The organism is Mangrovihabitans endophyticus, assembly GCF_014646155.1.
Taxonomy (GTDB): domain Bacteria; phylum Actinomycetota; class Actinomycetes; order Mycobacteriales; family Micromonosporaceae; genus Actinoplanes; species Actinoplanes endophyticus.
In genome coordinates this window covers 1-22515 of sequence record NZ_BMMX01000027.1, presented here as the reverse complement: position 1 = coordinate 22515, position 22515 = coordinate 1, and the positions used below count along the sequence as shown (strand labels likewise).

Annotated in this window: 18 protein-coding genes; 5 read left to right on the top strand and 13 right to left on the bottom strand. The window is 71.6% G+C overall.

Annotated features, from left to right (window positions below; all coding sequences use genetic code 11):
- Positions 1–4: 4 nt before the first annotated feature.
- The 3 genes from IEY73_RS23480 to IEY73_RS23470 are packed head-to-tail and all read right to left on the bottom strand — an operon-like array spanning position 5 to position 2453.
- The gene (locus tag IEY73_RS23480; RefSeq protein WP_189081463.1) at positions 5–934 is read right to left on the bottom strand and encodes an NADH-quinone oxidoreductase subunit H; all 930 of its coding nucleotides are present in this window, start codon (positions 932–934) and stop codon (positions 5–7) included.
- A complete protein-coding gene (locus tag IEY73_RS23475) occupies positions 931–2139 on the bottom strand; it encodes a hypothetical protein (protein WP_189081462.1) in 1209 nt (402 codons plus the stop codon). Before IEY73_RS23475 ends, IEY73_RS23480 begins: the two co-directional genes overlap by 4 nt.
- Positions 2130–2453 carry an NADH-quinone oxidoreductase subunit A gene (locus IEY73_RS23470; protein WP_189081507.1) on the bottom strand — a complete coding sequence of 108 codons (324 nt, stop codon included), beginning with the start codon at positions 2451–2453 and terminating at the stop codon, positions 2130–2132. The genes IEY73_RS23475 and IEY73_RS23470 overlap by 10 nt, the downstream gene beginning before the upstream one ends.
- Before the next feature lie 460 nt (positions 2454–2913).
- Here IEY73_RS23470 and IEY73_RS23465 point away from each other — a divergent pair, with 460 nt between their 5' ends.
- From IEY73_RS23465 to IEY73_RS23455, 3 genes are all read left to right on the top strand, one after another.
- On the top strand, positions 2914–4278 hold the full coding sequence (locus tag IEY73_RS23465) for an ABC transporter substrate-binding protein (protein WP_189081461.1): 1365 nt from the start codon (positions 2914–2916) through the stop codon (positions 4276–4278).
- Positions 4279–4403: 125 nt separating this feature from the next.
- Entirely contained in the window at positions 4404–5345 is a 942-nt protein-coding gene (locus IEY73_RS23460; RefSeq protein ID WP_189081506.1) for a carbohydrate ABC transporter permease, read from the top strand.
- A 17-nt stretch (positions 5346–5362) separates the two neighbouring features.
- Positions 5363–6259 (top strand): carbohydrate ABC transporter permease, encoded by an 897-nt coding sequence (locus IEY73_RS23455; RefSeq protein ID WP_373292861.1) that lies wholly within the window; start codon positions 5363–5365, stop codon positions 6257–6259.
- A 67-nt stretch (positions 6260–6326) separates the two neighbouring features.
- On the opposite strand, the gene IEY73_RS23450 is transcribed toward IEY73_RS23455, so the two are convergent.
- Both IEY73_RS23450 and IEY73_RS23445 read right to left on the bottom strand, forming a co-directional pair.
- Positions 6327–6614 (bottom strand): hypothetical protein, encoded by a 288-nt coding sequence (locus IEY73_RS23450; protein ID WP_189081459.1) that lies wholly within the window; start codon positions 6612–6614, stop codon positions 6327–6329.
- A 181-nt stretch (positions 6615–6795) separates the two neighbouring features.
- The gene (locus IEY73_RS23445; RefSeq protein WP_189081458.1) at positions 6796–8517 is read right to left on the bottom strand and encodes an aminotransferase class V-fold PLP-dependent enzyme; all 1722 of its coding nucleotides are present in this window, start codon (positions 8515–8517) and stop codon (positions 6796–6798) included.
- 128 nt (positions 8518–8645) lie between these two features.
- Between IEY73_RS23445 and IEY73_RS23440 the strand changes: the two genes are divergently transcribed.
- On the top strand, positions 8646–9992 hold the full coding sequence (locus IEY73_RS23440) for a calcium:cation antiporter family protein (RefSeq protein ID WP_189081457.1): 1347 nt from the start codon (positions 8646–8648) through the stop codon (positions 9990–9992).
- Between the two features lie 47 nt (positions 9993–10039).
- Here the strand turns inward: IEY73_RS23440 and araA are convergent, their stop codons facing one another.
- The 7 genes from araA to IEY73_RS23405 all read right to left on the bottom strand — a co-directional run bounded on the left by araA (position 10040) and on the right by IEY73_RS23405 (position 18486).
- Positions 10040–11527, bottom strand: coding sequence for an L-arabinose isomerase (araA, locus tag IEY73_RS23435; protein ID WP_189081456.1), 1488 nt, complete (start codon positions 11525–11527; stop codon positions 10040–10042).
- A 13-nt stretch (positions 11528–11540) separates the two neighbouring features.
- Positions 11541–12221, bottom strand: coding sequence for an L-ribulose-5-phosphate 4-epimerase (locus IEY73_RS23430; RefSeq protein ID WP_189081455.1), 681 nt, complete (start codon positions 12219–12221; stop codon positions 11541–11543).
- Positions 12218–13873 (bottom strand): ribulokinase, encoded by a 1656-nt coding sequence (gene araB, locus IEY73_RS23425; protein WP_189081505.1) that lies wholly within the window; start codon positions 13871–13873, stop codon positions 12218–12220. Before araB ends, IEY73_RS23430 begins: the two co-directional genes overlap by 4 nt.
- 5 nt (positions 13874–13878) lie before the next feature.
- On the bottom strand, positions 13879–14898 hold the full coding sequence (gene yjfF / locus IEY73_RS23420) for a galactofuranose ABC transporter, permease protein YjfF (RefSeq protein ID WP_189081454.1): 1020 nt from the start codon (positions 14896–14898) through the stop codon (positions 13879–13881).
- Positions 14895–15950, bottom strand: a complete 1056-nt coding sequence (locus tag IEY73_RS23415) for an ABC transporter permease (RefSeq protein ID WP_189081453.1) — start codon at positions 15948–15950, stop codon at positions 14895–14897. Before IEY73_RS23415 ends, yjfF begins: the two co-directional genes overlap by 4 nt.
- Positions 15947–17467, bottom strand: a complete 1521-nt coding sequence (locus tag IEY73_RS23410; protein WP_189081452.1) for a sugar ABC transporter ATP-binding protein — start codon at positions 17465–17467, stop codon at positions 15947–15949. Before IEY73_RS23410 ends, IEY73_RS23415 begins: the two co-directional genes overlap by 4 nt.
- 62 nt (positions 17468–17529) lie before the next feature.
- Positions 17530–18486: an ABC transporter substrate-binding protein gene (locus IEY73_RS23405; protein WP_189081504.1), complete on the bottom strand. Its 957-nt coding sequence runs from the start codon at positions 18484–18486 to the stop codon at positions 17530–17532.
- A 453-nt stretch (positions 18487–18939) separates the two neighbouring features.
- Here IEY73_RS23405 and IEY73_RS23400 point away from each other — a divergent pair, with 453 nt between their 5' ends.
- Positions 18940–19953 (top strand): LacI family DNA-binding transcriptional regulator, encoded by a 1014-nt coding sequence (locus IEY73_RS23400; protein WP_189081503.1) that lies wholly within the window; start codon positions 18940–18942, stop codon positions 19951–19953.
- Positions 19954–20000: 47 nt separating this feature from the next.
- Here IEY73_RS23400 and IEY73_RS23395 read toward each other — a convergent pair whose 3' ends face one another.
- A complete protein-coding gene (locus tag IEY73_RS23395; RefSeq protein ID WP_229716077.1) occupies positions 20001–22286 on the bottom strand; it encodes a HelD family protein in 2286 nt (761 codons plus the stop codon).
- Positions 22287–22515: the final 229 nt, after the last annotated feature.

Sequence of the window (22515 nt, the reverse complement as noted above, 5' to 3'; positions counted from 1 at the left end):
TCTCTCATCCGCCGACCACCACCGCGATCACCGCGACCACCAGCAGTTGCGCCAGCGTCAGCGGCAGCACCACCAGCCAGGCCAGGCGCATCACCCGGTCGGCCCGCAACACCGGCATCCGGCGCCGCACGGCCACCAGCGCGGCCAGCACCAGCGCGGTCTTCAGCGCGCTCCACAACCAACCCGGCAGCACCGGCCCGGCCGGCCCGCCGAGGAACAGCGCGCTCGCCATCGCGGCGCCCGCGGCGAGCAGCGCGTACCGGCCGGCGAGCAGCACCAGGCGGTCCACACCGGACGGTTCGGCCAGCACGCCGCCGGCCACGTCCCGGCCGGCCGGGTATCCGAACGGGCCCCACAGGCTGAACCCGGCCACCGCGCCGAGGAACACGCCGAACGCCACCGGCATCCAGACCACGAACCACAGGCCGTGCTGCGCGGCCACCACCTCGGACATCCGCAGGCTCCCCGCGGCCACCGCCGGGCCGGTCAGGGCGAACATCAGCGGCAGCTCGTACGCCAGCGCCTGCGCCAGATAGCGATAGCCGCCCACCAGGGCGTAGACGCCGTTGGCACCCCACCCGGCCGACCACACGAGCAGCCACAGCGCCACGTCCAGGGCGTTGAACCAGACCACGCCGACCACCGGGTCGGCCACCGCCCGGCCACCCATCGGCACCACCACGGCCATCAGCAGCGCGACGACCAGCGGGCCCGCGGCGCCGGCACGCCACAGCAGCGCGTCCGGCGTGACCGTGCTGCGGCGCCGCTGCCGCAGCAGCCGCGCGGTCTCCCACAACGGCCGACCGGCGCGGACGCCGGCGCCGCGGTCGCGGTCCGCCGGGTCGAGCAGGCCGTCCAGCACGGCCGCCCCACTCGCGTACGCGAGGACGAGCGCCGCCGCGGGCAGCACCGACCAGACCGGGGCGGCGGTCATGCGCTGGTCGTCCCTTCCGGTCGCCGTGCCGCACCGGCCAGAGCGCCGCAGTGCGGATCGAGGCTGGCCATCACCACGCGCGCGGCGGCCAGGTCGAGGCCGGCCATCAGGCGTACGGCGGCGTCCAGGCGCGCCCGGGCGACCGACGCGTCGTCCTCGCGCCCCGCGTCGTGCCCGGCTCCGTCTCCCTCCGCGGCGCCGCGCCCGGCGCCTTCGCCGGCGAGTAGCGCGTCGGCTTCGGTGAGCCATCCCCGCCAGCGGGCGGTGGCGTCGTGGCCCGTACGCGCGGTGTCCGCACCGGCCGCGTCCCACCGCGGGAAGCCCTGGCTGCGCGCCTCGTCCGGGGTCAGCACGCCCAGTCCGTCGGTCGACCAGCGCAGCGCCCTCGACCGGCGCAGCCGCCGGTCGAGGCGGCGCAGACCGGTGCGCACCGGCGCGGCGGGCGCTCCGGACCACGCGGCGTCGCGCAGGCGGCGGGCCTGCACCGCGGCGGCCGGCCAGCCGGCGACGCCGAGCAGGCGGGCCAGCGCGCCCAGCCGGGACGCGGCACGCCCGCCGGGGCCACGGCCGGGATCGGCATCCGCCCCGTCGGAGGCCGGGCCGGACGGCTGGGCCGGGCCGAGCAGCCGCCACTGTGCCCGCTGCACCACGTCGCCCTGCACCTGCACGTCCACCACCAGCCCGGCCGGCCAGTCGGCGAGCACCGGCCCGAGCGGCACGGACAGCACGTCCAGTTGCAGACCGTCGCGGTCCGGGGCGCGGTCGGCCATCATCAGGCCGCCGGGCATCTGCATGCCATCCCCCTCGTCACCGTCCTCGGCACTGCCGCCGCCGTCCGGCGTGGCGGGTCCGGCCGCCCAGGCGTCGCGGCGCCGCCCGGCGTCCGCCGCCTGGCCGGGACCGATCAGCGACGCGAGCGCTTGTGCCACCGCCCCGGCCGCCGCGCCCGGCTCGGCGATCCAGATCCGGGCCCGCGGCCCCGGCATCTGCGCCCACACCTCGTCCACCACCGCGGTCAGCTCCGCGCCGGGCGCCCCGGCCACCACCAGCAGGTCCGCGTCCGCGGCCGAGTCCGCGGCGACGGCGCCCGCGCGGGCCAGCTCCGCCTCCGCGACCCACCGCACGGCGGTGGCGCCCGGGACCTCGACGAGCAGGGCGTGCGGGCGGCGGGCGGCCCATCCGGCCAGACGGTTGCTCAGGACCATCGCAGCGCGCCCTCCCGCCACGCGTAGACCACGCCGGCCATCAGCACGCCCAGGAACCCGAACATCTCCACCACCGAGGACGTCCCGACGCGCGCCACCACGAGCGCCCACGGGTACATGAACAGCATCTCCACGTCGAACGCCAGGAAGAGCAGGGTCAGCACGTACCAGCGCACGTGGAAACGGGACACCGCGTGCTGGGCGGGCCGGTGCCCGGACAGGAACGGCCCGGCGCGCAGCGGTGCGGCGGCCACGGCCGTGTAGCGATGGACCAGGTACAGCAACGCCACGGCGGCCGCGGCGACGGCGGCCATGGCCAGGACGTTCACCACCTGTTCCGGTCCTCCCACGCGTGCGCCGACCCGATCTCGGACGTCCAGCCTTACCCACTCGCGCCGCCCGCACACGCGTACACGCCCGATCGCCGGGAAAGGACGAGTGGCGTCATCGGCGCGGTTTGACGGTAGTTGATGCCTTATCGGGCCAGATCGCCGTTTTCCGAGGGCCGCGGTTGACGTGCGTTTTCACGGCGTACCGGGTGATTCGTACGCCCGGCGGTACCGGATTCTCGTAGCGTTATCCGAGGTGAACGACGCACCACCAAGAAGCAGGACAAACAGTGAGGTTTGCTTACTGGACGCGCTCCCAATCGTTATCGGGAAGAATCCTGGAAACCGTTGCGCAACCTGCAAGAAACCTCTTGACTGACCGCGCGGGGTAACGACTGAATACCGTACGTCTACCCGGTCAATGCGGACACAGAACGGGAGAGGCATGTTCATTCAACCAACCAGGCAGCGCTGGAGTGCCGCGCTCGCCGGGACGCTGGGCGTGGGTCTGACGCTCGGCATGGCCGCCTGCAGCAGCGGCGACTCGGACGACGAAGCGAGCGTGCCATCCGCCGCACCGGTCGACTGTGCTCAGTACACCAGCTTCGGCGACCTCAAGGGCAAGACCGTCTCGGTCTACACCAGCATCGTCACGCCCGAGGACAAACCGCAGATCGACTCGTACAAGCCGTTCGAGAACTGCACCGGCGTGACCGTGAAGTACGAGGGCGACAAGGCATTCGAGACCCAGGTCCTGGTGCGCGCCAAGGCGGGCAACCCGCCCGACATCGCCTTCGTGCCGCAGCCCGGTCTGCTCAAGCAGCTCGTGGAGACCGGCCGCGCGGTCCCCGCGCCGCAGCAGGTGTCCGACAACGTGGACAAGTTCTTCGGGCAGGACTGGAAGGACTACGCCACGGTCGACGGCAAGTTCTACGCCGCGCCGCTGGGCGCCAACGTGAAGTCGCTGGTGTGGTACTCCCCGCAGGAGTTCGCCGACTCCGGTTACCAGGTGCCGACCACCCTGGACCAGCTCAAGGCGCTGAGCGACAAGATGGTGGCGGACGGCAAGACGCCGTGGTGCGCCGGCATCGCCAGCGGTGAGGCCACCGGGTGGCCGATCACCGACTGGATGGAAGACATGATGCTGCGCCTGTACGGCCCGGACACGTACGACAAGTGGGTCAACCACGAGATCCCGTTCAACGGCCCGGAGAGCACCGCCGCGCTGGACGCCGTCGGCGCCTACCTGAAGAACCCGAAGTACGTCAACGGCGGCCTGGGCGACGTGAAGAGCATCGCCACCACCACCTTCCAGGACGCCGGGCTGCCCATCGTGGACGGCGCGTGCTCGCTGCACCGGCAGGCGAACTTCTACGCCGCCAACTGGGACGAGGACACCAAGGTCGCCGAGGACGGCGACGTGTTCGCCTTCTACCTGCCCGGCAAGGACGCCACCACCAAGCCGGTGCTCGGCGGCGGCGAGTTCACCCTGGCGTTCTCCGACCGCCCGGAGGTGCAGGCGTTCCAGACGTACCTGTCGTCGGACACCTGGGCGAACAACAAGGCCGCCATCTCCTCCGGCTGGGTGAGCGCCAACAAGGGCCTCGACGTGAACAACCTGAAGAGCCCGATCGACAAGCTGTCGGCGCAGATCCTGCAGGACCCCAAGGCGGTCTTCCGCTTCGACGGCTCCGACCAGATGCCGGCCGCGATCGGCTCGAACGCGTTCTGGAAGCAGGCCACCAACTGGATCACCGGTCAGGACACCAAGACCACCGTGGACAACATCGAAAAAGCCTGGCCCAAGTGATCTGACGTACGCCGGACCGGCCGGAGCGAGGACGCGAAGTCCCGCGCCCGGCCGGTCCCGCCTTCCCCAAGGAGGTGGGGGCCCTGTTCTCCGTCGCGGAAAGCACGCCCGCCAAGTTCGCCCAGATGCTCGCCGCGATCCTGTTGTTCGCGGCGGTGATGGGTCTGATCCTGTTCTTCGCCGGACGCGTCACCGGTCGGCGCAGTGATCGCATCGTCGCGTTCGCCTATCTGGCGCCCACCATGCTGATGCTGGCCGTCGGTCTCATCTACCCCGGCCTGCGCACCATCTACCAGTCCTTCTTCGACGCGGCCGGCAAGGCGTTCATCGGCCTCGGCAACTACCAGACCATCTTCACCGACGACGGGCAGCTCACCGTGCTGCGCAACACCGTGCTCTGGGTGGTGGTGACGCCGTTCGTGGCCACCGCGGTCGGCCTGCTGTACGCGATCCTGGTGGACAAGGCCAGGCTGGAGTCGGTGGCCAAGGCGCTGATCTTCCTGCCCATGTCCATCTCGTTCGTGGCCGCGTCGATCATTTGGAAATTCGTCTACGAGTTCCGCCCGGATCAGGGCAACATCAAGCAGATCGGCCTGCTCAACCAGGTCCTGGTCTGGCTCGGCGCGAGCCCCCGGCAGTGGCTCGTCGACTCGCCGCTCAACACGCTGCTACTGATCGTGGTGATGATCTGGATCCAGGCCGGCTTCGCCATGACCGTGCTGTCCGCGGCGATCAAGGCCATCCCGGACGACATCGTGGAGGCCGCCCGCCTGGACGGCGTGACCGCGTTCGGCATGTTCCGGTTCGTCACCCTGCCCAGCATCCGGCCCACCGTGGTCGTGGTGCTCACCACCATCGGCATCGCCACCCTGAAGGTCTTCGACATCGTCCGCACCATGACCGGCGGGCAGTTCCAGACCAGCGTGGTGGCCAACGAGTTCTACAGCCAGAGCTTCCGCAGCGACAACCAGGGCCTCGGCGCGGCCCTGGCGGTCCTGCTGTTCGTCCTGGTCATCCCGATCGTCGTCTACAACGTCCGGCAACTGCGCGCAGCGGAGGCACGATGAGCGCAACCAGTGCCCCGATCACTACGACCCCACCCGTCACCCCGCCCGAGGTATCGGCGGCCGGCAAGGCGCGCAAGCGGCTCTCCTCACCATGGGCGTCGCTGATCGCGGTGGTGCTGGCCGTCCTGTGGACGGTGCCCACCTTCGGCCTGCTCGTCTCCTCGTTCCGGCCGCGCAGCGACGTCCGGCGCAGCGGATGGTGGACGTTCTTCAACGACCCCACGTTCACCCTGGACAACTACCGCGACGTGCTGGACACGAGCAATTCGGCCTCGCTGGGCAACTACTTCGTGAACAGTTTCGTCATCACCATCCCGGCGGTGATCATCCCGATCACCCTGGCCTGCCTCGCGGCGTACGCGTTCGCGTGGATCAAATTCCCCGGGCGCGACGTCCTGTTCGTCGCGGTGTTCGCCCTGCAGATCGTGCCGATCCAGGTCACCCTCATCCCGCTGCTGCGGCTGTACGTGGACGCGGGCATCGCCGGCACGTTCTGGCCGATCTGGCTGTCGCACTCCATCTTCGCCCTGCCGCTGGCGGTCTTCCTGCTGCACAACTTCATGAAGGAGATCCCGTCCGGGCTGCTGGAGGCGGCCCGGGTGGACGGCGCCGGGCACGTGTCCATCTTCTTCAAGGTGTTGCTGCCGCTGCTGCGGCCGGCGCTGGCCGCCTTCGGCATCTTCCAGTTCCTCTGGGTCTGGAACGACCTGCTGGTCGCGCTGACCTTCGCCGGCGGCGGTGACACGGTCGCGCCGATCATCGTCGGACTGGCCAACCTCAGCGGCACCCGGGGCACCGCGTGGCACCTGTTGTCCGCGGGCGCCTTCATCTCGATCCTGGTGCCGATGACGGTGTTCCTGCTGTTGCAGCGCTACTTCGTCCGCGGCCTGCTGGCGGGCAGCGTCAAGGGCTGAGACAGCGGCACCAGCCAGCGCAGCATCACAGCAGCGCCGGCCGGGCGATCAGCCCGGCCGGCGTTCTTCATGCCTCCGGCGGAGCGATGTCCGGCGGCATCACCAGCGGATGCCGGTCGGCGTCGCGTTGCGCCGCCCGTGCCATCTCGGCGCGGAACTGGGCCCGGCTTATCTCGCAGCGCAGCAACTGGCCGACCAGGGCGCCCTCCAGCGACTCCGGGATGTGTTCGGCCGCTGATTCCGGCCCGATCGCGGGTGTGGGCGCGGCGTCGTCGCCGTGACCGCGGACGGCCGGCCAGACGATCACCACGATCAGCACCACCGCGACGGCCGCCACGAGCACAAGCACGAGCATGACGGGCACCTCCTTCGCCCGCGGCGGGGGATCTCGCGGGCAACACCGCCGACATCACCAAGAAACCTACGCCTTCGGGCCGGTTCACCGACAGGGCCGGACGGCACAACACGGGGCTTTCGTCAGGTCCGCACCCGTCTGTCGGCCCGCGGGGCCGACGACCCGGTCCGGCACGCGCTGCTCAGCCCGTCCCGGCTCGCTCGTGCGGGCGTGGGTCGTCCGGACGCGGGCCGGTCAGGCAGACGTCGGGCAGCAGGAACCAGCGCAGCTTCTCGAAGCTCGGCGGCAGGTCCGGGCCGGTCCCGTCGGTCGGCTCGGGACGCTCGGCCATGAGCCGGCGGGCCTCGTCCAGGTAGCCCGGCAGCACCTCCTCGCCCAGCAGGCGGCGCCCGGGCGGCATGGTGACCGTGCCGTCGCCGGCGAGCCGCAGATCGGTCAGCCGCACCCGGGGCGCCACGCGGGCGGTGTGCCGCCACAGGCCGGTGCGCGGGTCGAACCGGTAGTCGCTCAGCAGCCGCTCGCCGCCGTGCGCGATGAGCGCCACCGCCTCGGCCAGGTAGTCGGCGACCGCGTCGGAGATGAAGTAGTTCAGGTTGATCCGTGCCCAGCCCGGCTTGATGCCCTCCCATCCGTCGGCGATCTCGGCGCTGAAGGCGTGGGACAGGTCGTCGCCGATGCCGAGCAGCCGGTGCCCGTACGGGCCGGCGCAGGAGCAGCCGCCGCGGGACTGTATGCCGAACAGGTCGTTGAGCAGCGCCACCACGAAGTTGTGGTGCAGCCGGCGCGCGCCGCTGCGGATCTGGAAGGACACGATCGACAACCGCTCCGCCCGCGGGTCGCCGAGCACCTCGATGCGGTCGTCGGTGTCCCACCGGTTGCGCAGCCGCTGCCACAGGCGGTGTTCCCGCTCGCCGATCAACGCCGGCCCGACCGCCTCCTTGACCGCGAACACCAGGCCGGCCCGGATCGACTCCACGATCGCCGGGGTGCCGCCTTCCTCGCGGGCCACCGGGTCGTCGAGATAGCGGTGCGTCGACGGGTCGACGAACGCCACCGTGCCGCCGCCGGGCGCCACCGGCACCCGGTTGGTCATCAGCGCACGGCGCGCGACAAGCACGCCGGGCGTCTGCGGGCCGCCGACGAACTTGTGCGGCGACAGGAACACCGCGTCCTTGTGGTCTCCCGCGCCGGGTGCCGACTCGCCCACCCGGATCCGCACGTACGGGCCGGCGGCGGCGTAGTCCCACACCGACAGCGCGCCGTGGGCGTGCAGCAGCCGGGCCACCGCTTCGGTGTCGGTGAGGATGCCGGTGACGTTGGAGGCCGCCGAGAAGCTGCCGATCAGCAGCGGGCGCGCCGCGTACCGTTCCAGGCCGCGCCGCAGGTCCGCCAGGTCGACGTGGCCGTTGCGGTCGGCGCCGATCTCCACCACGTCGGCGATCGACTCGCGCCACGGCAGTTCGTTGGAGTGATGCTCGTACGGCCCCACGAACACCACCGGGCGCTCACCGGCCGGGATGCGCCCGGACAGCGCGTACCGGTCGTCCAGGCTCTCGCTCACGCGCAGGCCGAGGATGCCGACCAGCTTGTTGACCGCGGCCGTGGCGCCGGAGCCGCAGAACACCACCATGTCGTCCGGGCCGCCGCCGACCCCGCGGTGGATGATCGAGCGGGCCTCCTCGCGCAGCTCCTGGGTCTGCAGGCCGGTCTCGGACGCCTCGGTGTGCGTGTTCGCGTAGCGCGGCAGCACATGCTGCCGCAGGAAATCCTCGACGAAGTCCAGCGCCTGCCCGGAGGCGGTGTAGTCGGCGTAGGTGATGCGGCGCGGCCCGTACGGACCGTCCAGCACCTCCCCGGCGCCGATCAGGCCCCGCCGGATGCGGTCCAGCATCGGCTCGTCCATGTCACCCCTTTCGCCATGGCGCGCCACCCGCGTCACACTCTACGTTCGCCCGGTGGCCGGGGGCGCCGAGTGCGAGGTCGTGGCGGGTCCGGGACATGACCTGGCCCTGATCGGGGTACCACCGGCGCATGCCGACCACCGCACGCACCCGACCGTGGCCGCTGCCGATCGCCGGCGCGGCAAGCGCGCCCGGCGCGTACGCGGGGGTGGCCGACTACGCGGGCCTTCCCATGATCGAGCTGTCACCGTCCGTGGCCGCCCTCATGTTCGGCGGCGCCATCGTCGGCGCCGCGTTCCTGCTCTCCTGGGCGGCCGAGGCGGCGGAGGTGGAGGTCAGCGCCGGGGTGGCGCTCGCCTTCCTGGCCTTCCTCGCGGTGCTGCCCGAGTACGGCGTCGACTTCGTGTTCACCATGCGGGCCGGGCAGACGGTCGCCGAGCAGGGGCACTGCGCGGCATCCGGAGGTGAGGACCCGTGCACCCTCGCGCTGGCGAACATGACCGGCGCCAACCGGGTGCTGGTGGGCATCGGCTGGCCGCTGGTGGTGCTGGTGGCCGCCCTGGTCGCCCGCCGCAACCCGGGGCAGACCCGGCAGGAGCCGAGCGTGCCCGCGCCCGGCCACGTGCGGCTGACCTCGGCCATGTCGGTCGAGGTGGTGTTCCTGGGCATCGCCACGCTGTACTCGCTGACGCTGCCGTTGCGGCACACCCTCACGCTGATCGACGCGGTGGTGCTGCTGGCCGTCTTCGGCGGGTACGCCTGGCGGCTGGCCCAGGCGCCGGTGGAGGAGCCGGACCTGGCCGGCACCTCGAAGTGGATCGCCGATCACGAGCGGCGGGCGCGCCGTTGGTGGCTGGTGGGGCTGTTCGTGGTGGCCGCCGGCGTCATCGTGGTCACCGCCGAACACTTCGCCGACGCGGTGGTGGGCACCGGCGAGCAGCTCGGCATCGACCGGTTCCTGCTGGTGCAGTGGGCCGCGCCGGTGGCCAGCGAGGCACCCGAGCTGATCGTCGCCTGCCTGTACGCGTGGCGGCTGCGCGCCTCGCAGTCACTGGGCGCGCTGCTGTCCAGCAAGGTGAACCAGTGGACGCTGCTGGTGGGCACCATCCCCATCGTGTTCGCGGTGTCCTCGCAGAGCCTGAGCGGCCTGCCGCTGGACACCCACCAGCGGTACGAGCTGCTGATCACCGCGGCGCAGTCGCTGTTCGCGGTGAGCCTGCTGGTGAATCTGCGGCTGAGCATGCGCGGGGCGACGGCGCTGATCGCGCTGTTCGGCGTGCAGTTCGTGACAAGCATCGTGCTGAACGAGTCGGCCAGCCAGATGGTCATGGTCGGGCTGACCGTCGTCTACCTGGCCGGTGCGGTGATCATGTTCGGCCGCCACTACCGGCGCGCCCGCCGGCTGGTCCGCGACGGCACCGTCGCGGACCTGACGGCGATGGAGGAGTACGACGACGAGCCGGCCGGCGCGCGCTGACGCGGCAGCACCCGTCGGCACGGCAGCTCTCGCGCCGCCCCGGGCGGTCAGAACCCGCGCGCCAGCCGGTAGTACACCTGGTTCCAGCGCAACTCCTTGACCAGTGCGCGCAGCGTGGTGTCCGCGTCGATGACCACCAGTTCGGTGCCCAGCATGTCCGCCAGGTCGGTCAGCTCCTCGGCGCCGATGGCGGTGGACAGCACGGTGTGGTGCGGCCCGCCCGCGGTCAGCCAGGCCTCGGCCGAGGTGGCCAGGTCGGGTGCGGGTTTCCAGACCGCCCGCGCCACCGGCAGCCGGGGCAGCGGCTCGGTCGGGTCGACCACCTCGATCTCATTGGCCACCAGGCGGAACCGGTCTCCCATGTCGGCCAGCCCGACCACCACCGCGGGCGCCGGCGCGGCGTCGAAGACCAGCCGGACCGGGTCCTCGCGGCCGCCGATGCCCAGTGGATGGATCTCCACCCGCGGCGTGCCGGTGGCGATCGACGGGCACACCTCCAGCATGTGCGCGCCCAGGATGCGCTGCCGGCCGGGAGTCAGGTCGTAGGTGTAGTCCTCCATGAACGAGGTGCCGCCGGGGGTCATCGCCTTCACCGTGCGCAGCAGCACCGACGTCTTCCAGTCGCCCTCGCCGCCGAACCCGTACCCGTCGGCCATCAGGCGCTGCACCGCCAGGCCGGGGAGCTGGCGCAGCCCGCCCAGGTCCTCGAAGTTGGTGGTGAAGGCGCGGAACCCGCCGTCGGTGAGGAACTGGCGCAGCCCGGCCTCGATGCGCGCGGCGTACCGCAGCGACGCGTGCCGCTCGCCACCGGGCCGCAGCGCGCGATCCACGTCGTACGTCTCGGCGTACTCGGCGATCAGCTTGTCGATCTCCGCGTCCAGCACCGCGTCGACCACCGCGACCAGGTCGTTCACCCCGTACGTGTTGACCGAGGCGCCCAAGCGCAACTGCGCCTCGACCTTGTCCCCTTCGGTCACCGCCACGTCGCGCATGTTGTCGCCGAAGCGGGCCACCCGCAGGGTGCGCAGTTCGGCCAGCCCCTTGGCGGCGCGCACCCAGGCGGCCACCCGGTCGATCACCCGGGGATCACTGACGTGCCCGGCGACGGTCTTGCGCGACACGCCCAGCCGGGACTGCACGTACCCGAACTCGCGGTCACCGTGCGCCGCCTGGTTCAGGTTCATGAAGTCCATGTCGATCTCGGCCCAGGGCAGCGCCACGTTCGCCTGGGTGTGCAGGTGCAGCAGCGGGGTACGCAGCACGTCCAGGCCGGCGATCCACATCTTGGCCGGGGAGAAGGTGTGCATCCAGGCGATCACGCCGATGGCATCCGGCGTGGCGTCCGCCTCCCGGCACACCGCGGCGATCTCGGCGGCGCCGGTCAGCACCGGTTTCCACACCACGCGCACGTCCCCGAGGTCGGCGGCGTCCAGCGCGGCGGCGATGTGCCGGGACTGCCCGGCCACCTGATCGAGCGTGTCCGGCCCGTAAAGCGCCTGGCTGCCGGTGAGAAACCAGATCTCGTGCACTGTCATACGGCGTCCCCTCTCAACGCTGACCGTAGACGTTCTGGTACCGCTCGTAGAGCCGGTCCACATCCGCGGGGTCCAGCCGGGCGACCGGGCCGAGCTGGGTGGCCAGGTGCAGGGTGCGGGACACGTCCTCGCACATCACCGCGGCCTTCACCGCGTCCTTGGCGGTCGTCCCGATGGTGAACGGTCCGTGCTGGCGCATCAGCACCGCCGGTGAGCGGTGGCCGGACAGCGTCTGCACGATGCCCCTGCCGATCGCGTCGCTGCCGATGAGCGCGAACGGCCCGACCGGGATGTCCCCGCCGAACTCGTCGGCCATCGCGGTGAGCGCGCAGGGTACCGGCTCGCCGCGGGCCGCCCACGCGGTCGCGTACGGGCTGTGCGTGTGCACCACCCCGCCGACGTGGTCCATGTGCCGGTAGACGTAGGCGTGTGCGGCGGTGTCGCTGGACGGCGCGTGATCGCCGGCCACCAGGGTGCCGTCCAGGTCGCAGACCACCATCGTGGCGGCGGTCAGCTCGTCGTAGGCGACCCCGGAGGGCTTGATGACGAGCAGGTCGGCGCCCGGGACCCGGGCGGACACGTTGCCCGCGGTCCAGGTCACCAGGCCCCACCGGGTGAGATGGCTGTGCAGCGCGGCGACCTCCGCGCGGACCCGGTCCACGGTCTCGCCGATGCGGCCGGTCATCGCGGTCATCGGGCCAGCGCCTCGTTGCGGATGCGGCGCAGCCGGTGCAACGCCTTGTCGGCGCCGCGGCCGAAGTAGTCGTGCAGCAGCATGTACTCCGCGTACAGGGCGTCGTAGACGTCGGAGTTCGCCGGCTCCGGCCGGTAGACGTCGCGTTCCACCTTGCCCATCGCCGCCGCGGCGGCGGCCACGTCCGGGTACGCCCCCGCCGCTACCGCGGCGTGGATGGCCGAGCCCAGCGCGGGCGCCTGATCGGAGGTCGCCACGCTGATCGGGCGGCGCAGCACATCGGCGTAGATCTGCATCACCAGCGTGTTGCGTTTCAGCCCGCCGGCCACCACGAACTCGGTCACCGGCACGCCGGCGTCGTCGAACGCCTCCACGATCGCACGGGTGCCGAACGCGGTCGCCTCGATCAGCGCGCGGTAGATCTCGTCCGGCCGGGTGGCCAGGGTGAGCCCGGCGATCACCCCGGACAGGTGGTGGTCCACCAGCACCGACCGGTTGCCGCTGAGCCAGTCCAGGGCGACCAGTCCGTGCGCGCCGGCCGGCTGCGCGGCGGCCTGCTCGGAGAGGATCTCGTGGACGCTGCGGCCGGCGGCGCGCGCCTGCTCGTGCACCTCCGGCGGCACCGCGTGGTCCACGAACCACGCGAAGATGTCGCCGACGCCGCTCTGTCCCGCCTCGTAGCCGTAGAGGCCGGCCAGGATGCCACCGTCGACCACCCCGCAGATGCCCGGCACCTCGGCGAGCGTCGCGCCGTTCATCACGTGACAGGTGGAGGTGCCCATCACCGCGAGCATCTGGCCCGGCGCGATCGCCTGCGCGGCCGGGGCGGTCACGTGCGCGTCCACATTGCCCACCGCCACCGCGATCCCCGGCGGCAGGCCGGTCCACTGCGCGGCGCGTGCGCACAGCCCACCGGCCCGGCCGCCGAGCGGCGCGATCGCGTGCGACAGCCGGGTGTCGGCGAAGTCGGCGAAGTCCGGGTTCAGGTCGCCCAGATACTCCTTGTCCGGATAGGAGCCGTCCTGGTAAATGCCTTTGTATCCGGCGGTGCACGCGTTGCGGGTCTCCTTGCCGCACAGTTGCCAGACGATCCAGTCGGCCGCTTCGATCCAGCGTTCGGTTCGCGCGTACGTGTCGGGGTCCTCCTCCAGCAGTTGCAGCGCCTTGGCGAACTCCCATTCCGAGGAGATCCGCCCGCCGTAGCGGCGGATCCACGGCTCACCGCGCCGGTGGGCCAGGTCGGTGATCCGGTCTGCCTGCGGCTGCGCGGCGTGGTGCTTCCACAGTTTCGGGTACGCGTGCGGCCGTCCCGCCAGGTCGCCCAGCTCGCACAGCGGGGTGCCGTCGGCCAGCGCCGGCAGCACCGTGCAGGCGGTGAAGTCGGTGGCGATGCCGATCACCTGCGCCGGGTCCACGCCGGCCGCCTCGACGGCGCCGGGCACCGCGATGCGCAGCACGTCGCGATAGTCCTCGGGGTCCTGCAGCGCCCAGTCCGGCGGCAGCGACGGGCCACCGTCGGGCAGCGCCCGGTCGATGACACCGTGCCGGTATTCGTGCACCGACGCGCCGACCTCGGCGCCGTCGGCCACCCGGACGACGACCGCGCGCCCGGACAGGGTCCCGAAGTCGACGCCGATGGTGTACTGCTGCATGGCGTTCACCGTGCCTTCCGTGTGACGAGGCGTTGCAGGACGATGAAGGCGAAGAGCAGAATGCCGATGACGATCTTGGTCCACCAGGTGCTGAGCGTGCCCTGGAAGGTGAGGATCGTCTGGATCAGGCCGAGCACCATGACGCCGAGCACGGTGCCCAGGACGTACCCCGACCCGCCGGCCAGCAGGGTGCCGCCGATCACCACGGCGGCGATGGCGTCCAGCTCCATCCCTTGGGCGTGCAGGCTGTAACCGGACAGCATGTAATAGCTCAGCAGCACCCCGCCCAGCGAGGAGCAGAACCCGCTGATGGTGTAGACCCCGACCCGGGTGCGCGTCACCGGCAGGCCCATGAGCAGGGCGGAGTCGGCGTTGCCGCCGATCGCGTAGACGGTGCGCCCGAACCGGGTGTACGCCAGCACGAGCGCGGCGGTCAGCACCACGGCGAGCGCGACCACGACGCTGGTGGAGATGAAGATGCCCGGCCCGAACCGGATCCGCCGCTGCGCCATGAAGGTCCAGAAGCCGTCGGTGATCGGGATCGAGTTGCGGTTGATCAGCAGGGAGATGCCGCGGGCCAGGAACATCCCGGCGAGGGTGGCGATGAACGGCTCCACCTTGAAGTAGTGGATGACCGACCCCATGCCCAGCCCGAGCGTGGTGCCCACGAGCAGCACCAGCGGCAGCACCAGCGCGGACGGCCATCCCGCGTGCAGCAGGGTGGCCGCCACCGTGGTGGTCAGCGCGACCACCGCGCCGACCGACAGGTCGATGCCGCCGGTCAGGATCACGAACGTCATGCCGACCGCGACCACCAGCAGGAACGCGTTGTCGACGCCGATGTTCAGCAGCACCTGGATGTCGGAGAAACCGTCGTAGTTGGCCACGCCCAGCACGTACATGAGGATCAGCAGGGCGAGGGTGGCCAGCACCGGGACATGGCGGCGGTCAGGCCGGTACGCGCGACGGCGCGCGGCCGGGACGCCACCCTTGGGCGGCAGCGGGGGCGCCTTGACGTCGATCATGCCGGGATCTCCGTTCGCGGCGCGGGCGCGGCGGCCGGGGACGGCGACGCCGGCGGCGGGCGACGGAAACGGCCGGTGACCACGGCCCGGAAGGTGGCGGACTGCATCAGGCAGAGAATGATCACCACGATGGCCTTGAACAGCAGCGTGGTCTCGACCGGGATGCCGATCGAGACGCACGTGACGTTCAGGGTCTGGATGATCACCGCGCCCAGCACGCTGCCGGCCAGCGAGAATCGGCCGCCGGCCAACGCGGTGCCGCCGATCACCACGGCCAGGATCGCATCGAGCTCGATCAGGTTGCCCGCCGCGTTGCTGTCCGCGCTGGCCACGTTGGAGCTGTAGATCAGCCCGGCCACGCCGGCGCAGACCGCGGCGAACACGTACACCATGAGCATCAACGTGCGCGCCTGGATTCCGGCCAGCCGGCTGGCCGTGGGGCTGTCCCCCACCGACTCGATCAGCAGGCCGAGGGCGGTGCGGCGGGTGAGCACCACGGCGAGCGCCACGGCCGCCGCGGCGATCAGCACGGACACCGGCAGCGCCAGCGCGTACCCGCCACCGATGACCCGGTACGGCCCGGACCGTACGTTGATGATCTGGCCGCTGGTGATCAGTTGTGCGATGCCCCGGCCGGCCACCATGAGGATCAGCGTGGCGATGATCGGCTGGATGCCGGCGACCGCGACGAGCAGGCCGTTCCACACCCCGGCCAGCAGCGACAGCAGCAGCGCCGCGGCGATCGCGGCGAGCACCCCGCCGACGCTGTTCTGATCCCCGAGATCGGAGATCAGCACGCAGGCGAGCGCCCCGGAGATGGCCATCACCGAGCCGACCGACAGATCGATGCCGCCGGTGGCGATGACCAGGGTCATGCCCAGCGCCACCAGGATGAGCGGCGCGCCGTTGCGGGCGATGTCGACAAGCGAGCCGTACAGGTGGCCGTCCTGCAGCCGCACCGCGAAGAACCGGGGCGCGAAGAACAGGTTGCTGGCCAGCAGGGCGGCCAGCACCAGCACGGGCCAGAAGAGCCGATGCCGCCAGACGCTCATGACGCCGCTCCCCCGGCGATGGTCTGCATGATCCGGTCGGCGTTCACCGTGGCGTCGTTGTCCAGCTCGGCCACCAGCTTCCGGTCCCGCAGCACCTCGATCTTGTGGCTCAGCCGGAGCACCTCCTCCAGCTCGGCGCTGATGTAGATCACCGCCATGCCGCCCCCGGACAGCTCCGCGACCAGCCGCTGAATCTCGGCCTTGGCGCCCACGTCGATGCCCCGGGTGGGCTCGTCCACGATGAGCAGTCGCGGCGACGTGATCAGCCAGCGGGCCAGCAGCACCTTCTGCTGGTTGCCGCCGCTGAGGTTGCGCACCGGCATCTCCGGATCGGCGGGCTGGATGCGCAGCGCGGTCAGGTATCTGCCGACCAGTTCGTCCTGGGTGCGCCGGGGCACCGGCCGGGCCCAGCCGCGCGCCGCCTGCAGGGCGAGCACGATGTTCTCCCGCACCGTGAGATCCCCGATGACCCCCTCGGTGCGACGGTTCTCCGAGCTGAACGCGACGCCCCGGGCCATCGCGGAGCGCGGGCTGCGCAGATGCACCCGACGCCCGTCGACCTGCAGCGCGCCCCGGTCGGCACGGTCCGCGCCGAACAGCAGCCGGGCCAGCTCGGTGCGCCCGGATCCGAGCAGCCCGGCCAGGCCGATCACCTCGCCGGGGTGGATGCTGAGATCGAACGGAGCGATGGCCCCGTCGCGGCCGAGGGCTTGCGCGCGCATTACCGGCTCGCCCCGCGGCGCCTGCGCGTCCGGCCGGCCGGGCTCGATGCCGGCCAGGTCGGCCAGCTCCCGGCCGATCATCGTGGTGACCAGGTCGCGCTGCGACAGTTCGGCGGTGCGGTACTCGCCGATGAGCCGGCCGTTGCGCAGCACCGTCATCCGGTCCGCGATCTCGTAGACCTGGTCCAGGAAGTGGGTCACGAACAGCACCGCGACGCCGTCGGCCTGGAGCCGGCGCACCACGGTGAATAGCTGCGCCGCCTCGGAGGCGTCCAAGCTCGAGGTCGGCTCGTCGAGGACGAGCACCTTGGCCGAGACGTCCACCGCCCGGGCGATCGCGACCATCTGCTGGATCGCCAGCGAGTAGGTGCTCAACGGCGCGGACGCGTCCACCTCCAGGCCGAGCCGGCGCAGCAGGGCGGAGGCGGCGCGGCGCATCTGCGCCCAGCGGATCAGCCCGGCACGCCGCGGCTCACGGCCGATGAAGATGTTCTCCGCCACGGAGAGGTTGGGGCAGAGGTTCACCTCCTGGTAGACCGTGCTGACACCGGCCTGCTGCGCCTGCAGCGGGCCGGCGAAACGGACCGGGCGGCCCTCCAGCAGCACCTCACCCTCGTCGACGCCGTACACCCCGGTCAGCACCTTGATCAGGGTCGACTTGCCGGCGCCGTTCTCGCCCATCAGGGCGTGCACCTCGCCCGGAAACAGGCGGAAGTCGACGCCGTCCAACGCGACGACGCCGGGAAACGTCTTGCGGATGCCGGTCATCACGAGGACCGGCGACGGTTCTGCCATCGAGCGCTTCCTCCGCGGGTGCGGAGTCCGGGCCGTCGTGCCGGCGGCCCGGACCACGGTGATCAGTACTTGCGGTCCGGCAGCGCCTCCTGCGCCTGGTCCTGGGTGAAGGTGGTCTCCTCGGTGAGCACCCGCTGCGGCACCTCCTCGCCGGCGTTGACCTTCTTCGCCAGGTCCATCAGTTGCGGCCCGAGCAACGGGCTGCACTCCACGATGTAGTTGATCTTTCCGTCGGCCAGCGCCTGCATGCCGTCGTGCACCGCGTCGACCGTGATGATCTTGATATCGGTGCCGGGCTTCTTGCCCGCGGCCTCGATCGCCTCGATCGCACCCAGGCCCATGTCGTCGTTGTGCGCATAGAGCACGTCGATGTCCGGGTGCGCCTTGAGGAAGGTCTCCATGACCTGCTTGCCGCCGGTGCGGGTGAAGTCCCCGGTCTGCGACGCGATGACCTTGAACTTGGGCTCCGCCTTGATCACGTCGGCGAAGCCCGCCTTGCGGTCGTTGGCCGGGGCGGCGCCGGGTGTGCCCTGCAACTCCGCGATGTTGACCGGGTCGTCCTGACCCTCGTACTCCTTGACCAGCCACTCGCCGGCCTTCTTGCCCTCCAGGACGAAGTCCGAGCCGATGAACGTCTTGTAGAGGGACTTGTCCGGCGAGTCGATGGCCCGGTCGGTGAGGATCACCGGAATGTCGGCATCCTTGGCCTCCTTGAGCACGGTCTCCCAGCCGGACTCGACCACCGGGGAGAACGCGATGACGTCGACCCGTTGCGTGATGAAGGAGCGGATCGCCTTGATCTGGTTCTCCTGCTTGCCCTGCGCGTCGGAGAATTTGAGGTCGATGCCGGCCTGCTTGGCCGACTCCTGGATCGATTTGGTGTTCGCGGTGCGCCACCCACTCTCGGCACCCACCTGAGAGAAGCCGAGGGTCAGCGAGTCGCCGGAACCGCCACCACCGTCACCGCAGCCGGCCAGCGCGGAAGCGGCCACCAGGCCGCCGAGCGCGGCCACGGTCATCAACTTGCGCACAGCTTCCTCCTCCGGTCCGCACGCGCGGCGCGGACCTTCATGTTAGCGGTCACATAGCAATTGTCGAACGACGATTTCTTCCAGCTTCTGCATGTGCGCCCATTGCCATGGCGGCCCCGCCGACCCGCGCCAGGGGTCGCAATACTCCGCCTCACGTGGCGTACGCCACATTGCATCGCGAGTGTTACCGTTATCAAACTCAGGGTCAAGACCGCGTCGCGCATTTGTTACCGGGAGATTGCAACCAGCGACGGTGGCGCGCGTCCCGAGCCAGGTGTCGTTGCCCGTCACCGGGATGTCACTACAATCTCAGTGATCGGGAAAGGGAACGCCCGACGAGCAGCAACGAGCACAAAGGGGGCCCGCGTGCCAGCCCGCAAATCCAGCGCGGAGGAGCCTCCACCCACCCGGACCACCCCGGGCCGCCCACGCGGTTCGGTGATGCGCGACGTCGCCAAGCTGGCCGGAGTGTCCCACCAGACCGTCTCCCGGGTGCTCAACGAACACCCCAACGTCCGCCAGGAGACGCGCCTGCGGGTGCTCGAAGCGATGCGATCGCTGAACTACCGGCGCAACCTCGCGGCACGCACCCTGGTCACCCGCCAGTCGCACACGCTCGGCATCATCGGCTTCGAAACCACCCTGTTCGGTCCCGCCTCGATGCTCTACGGCATCGAGAGCGCCGCTCGCGAGGCGGGCTACCTGGTCAGCGTGGCCACCGTGCGCACGCTGGACCGGGCGTCGGTGCTGGACGCCGTCGACCGGCTCACCCAGCACGCGGTGGACGGGATCATCGCCATCGCCCCCAAGCAGGCGGTGACGAACGCGCTGATGCAGGTCCCGCCGGACGTGCTCTGCGTGACCGTGGGCGGCGGTGGGGACGCCGACGCGGTGCCCGCCGTGCGCATCGACAACGAGGGCGGCGCCCGGTTGGCCACCCGGCACCTGCTCGACCTCGGCCACGCCACGGTGCACCACGCGGCCGGACCGGCGGACTGGCCCGAGGCGCACGAGCGGGTGGAGGGGTGGCGGAGCACGCTGTACGCCGCGGGCGCGGTCGTCCCGCCCGTCGAGTTCGGCTGGTGGGACGCGGCCTCGGGCTACGAGCGCGGCCAGGCGCTGGCCGCCGACCCGTCGGTGACCGCCGTCTTCTGCGCCAACGACCGGATCGCCCTGGGCGTGCTGCGGGCGCTGCACGAGGCGGGACGCAAGGTGCCCGAGGAGGTGAGCGTGGTCGGCTTCGACGACATGCCGGACTCCGGTTTCTTCCTGCCGCCGCTGACCACGGTCAGCCAGCACTTCGGCGAACTGGGCCGGCGCAGCCTCGGGCTGTTGCTGGAGCAGATGGAGACACCCGCCGAGCAGCGGCTGCCGAGCGAAATCGTGGTGCCGCCGGCGCTGGAGGTCCGGGCCAGCAGCGCGCCGCCGCGGCGCAACGGCAAGCGTCGGCGCTGAGCCACCCCGGCGCCCAGCCACCCGGCGCCCAGCCACCCGGCGGCTTGTCAGCGCGGGCCGTCCGGCAGCGGTCGCCGGTGCAGCACCACCAGCGCGCCGACGGCGCGGGTCAGCACCACATACAACCGGCTGTGCCCGCGCGGCTCGGCGTCCACGATGTCGGCCGGCTCCACCACGATGACGTGGTCGAACTCGAGCCCCTTCACCAGACTCGCCGGCACCAGGGACACGTCGTCGCGGGTCACCAGGCCCGCGAGGCGCTCGATCGCGTGGTCCGCCGCGATCACCGCGACCGAGCCGTCGCGGGGGGCCCGCGCGACCGCGCGACGGACCTCGGCGTCCAGGTCGCTCGCCGCCCGCACGCGCAGGTCACCACCGTCGCGGTACGACTGGGTGGCCGCGATGCCGGGAGTCAGATACCGGGTGGCGAACTCGGCGATGGTCCGCGGCACCCGGTAACCGGTGCGCAGCTCCAGGGTCCGGGCGTCGCGGCGGCCGAGCCGGGCCAGCAGATCCGGCCACCCGGCGGCAGCCAGCGGATGAGTGGCCTGGCCCAGGTCCCCCACCACGGTCATCGACGCGTACCGGGCCCGGCGGGCGATCATCCGGCACTCCATCGGGGACAGATCCTGCGCCTCGTCGAGGATCACGTGCGCGTAGGTCTCCCCCTCGTCGACCTCCTCTTCCTGCTCGGCGGCCGGCAGCGGTTCGGCCAGCACCGGCACGTACGCCTCCTCGCCGTACGGGTCGAAGCCGTCGCCCCAGCCCACCACCCGGTGCCCCTCACCCAGGAGCACACCTTCGGCCCAGCGCTGCGCGGCCGTCACCGCGTCGTTGTCGATGCCCGGCCCGGCCAGCGCGATCGGTGTCGCCAGGCCGGGCGCGAACAGGGTCCATCCGTCGCGCAGCGCGCAGCCGAGCGCGAACCAGTCGATCAGCGTCGGACCGCTGGTCAGCTCGCGCAGCCGCGATGCCGTGCCAGCGGGCCGCTCCGCGGGCGCCGTCGGCGGCTCACCCAGCAGCCCGGCGAGTTCGTCCAGGAGCGGCACGTCGTCCACCGACCAGTCCGGGTGCCGGTACGAGGCCGCCAGCGCCCCGGCCGCCGCGGCGCCCCCCGTGGGCACCCGCTCCCGGTCGGCCAGCCACGCCAGCACCCGGTCCGGGGTGAGCCGCGGCCACCAGGCGGCGAGGAACCGCCGGAACTCGGGCCGGTCGCCCACCTCGTCGTCGAACAGGTCGCGATCAAAGTCGGCGCCGTCCACCCGCGACCACAAGGAATCCAGCAGCACCGCCGCGGCCACCGGGCGGGCCGCGTTGGGCCGGGTCCCGGTCGCCTCGGCGTGTTCCCGGACCGCCCGGCGCGCCCGCGCCAACTCGTCCGACGGCAGCGTCAGCACCTGTCCCGCGTATACCAGCCGCAGCCGCAGGGGCGCGCCCGGCGGGGTCTGCCACATCAGGTCGGCCAGCAGAGCGGGCATCCGCTCACCACCCTTGATCGCGGCGACCTCCGCAGCGTCGCGGCGCACGGCGCGGACCCCGCTCACCATTTCGCCGACGGCCCGCAGGTGGACGCTGTCCTCGCCGAGCGCGGGCAGCACCCGTCCGATGTAGGTGGTGAACACGGTGGACGGGCCGACCACCAGGACGCCACCGCCGGCGAACCGGCTCCGGTCGGTGTACAGCAGGTACGCCGCGCGGTGCAGCGCGACCTGCGTCTTACCGGTGCCTGGCCCGCCGGTGATCAGGGTGACGCCGCGGGCCGGGGCGCGGATCGCCTCGTCCTGCTCCCGCGCGATGGTGGTGACGATGTCGCGCATGTGCGGGCCGCGCGCCCGGCGCAGCGCGGCCAGCAGCGCACCCTCACCGAGAACGGCCAGCTCGCCGGCGTCATCCGGGCTGAGCATGTCGTCGTCCAGGTCCACCACCTTCGGCCCGCGGCAGATGAGGACTCGCCGGCGCACCACACCCATCGGTTCGCCCGGCGTGGCACGGTAGAACGCGGCGGCGGCCGGCGCCCGCCAGTCGATCAGCAGCGGTTCCCGGTCCGAGTCGCGCAGCCCCAGCCGGCCGATGTGGTAGTTCTCGCCGTCGTCGAAGTCCAGCCGTCCGAAGACGAGTCCTTCCTCCTCGGCGTCCAGGGCCCGCAGCCGGGACGCGGCATGGCGCACCATCGCATCCCGCTCGACCAGAGCGCCGACCGGACCGGCGGCAGCGCGGCTGTGACCCTCGCGGGCAAGCTCCCGCGACTGCGCGCGCACCACCTCGACCCGGGCATAGACCCGGTCCACAAACGTCTGCTCACCGGCGATCTCCTGCGTTCGCGCATCCGGCACAGTTCTCCCCCTGTGATGTGGCGTATGAGCGGTCCGGCAAACATACGCGCGGCTCAGGGCGGAAAAATCAGCATCACGACCGATTCGCATAGCCAGTCCAGCAAGTCATAATGAAGGTGGCCCCACCACACACACGCCCCCACCACCCCACACACGCCACCACCCCACACACGCCCCCACCACCCCCGGCCCCGCCCGGCCGCCCGCCGCCCGCCGCCCGCCGGGTGGC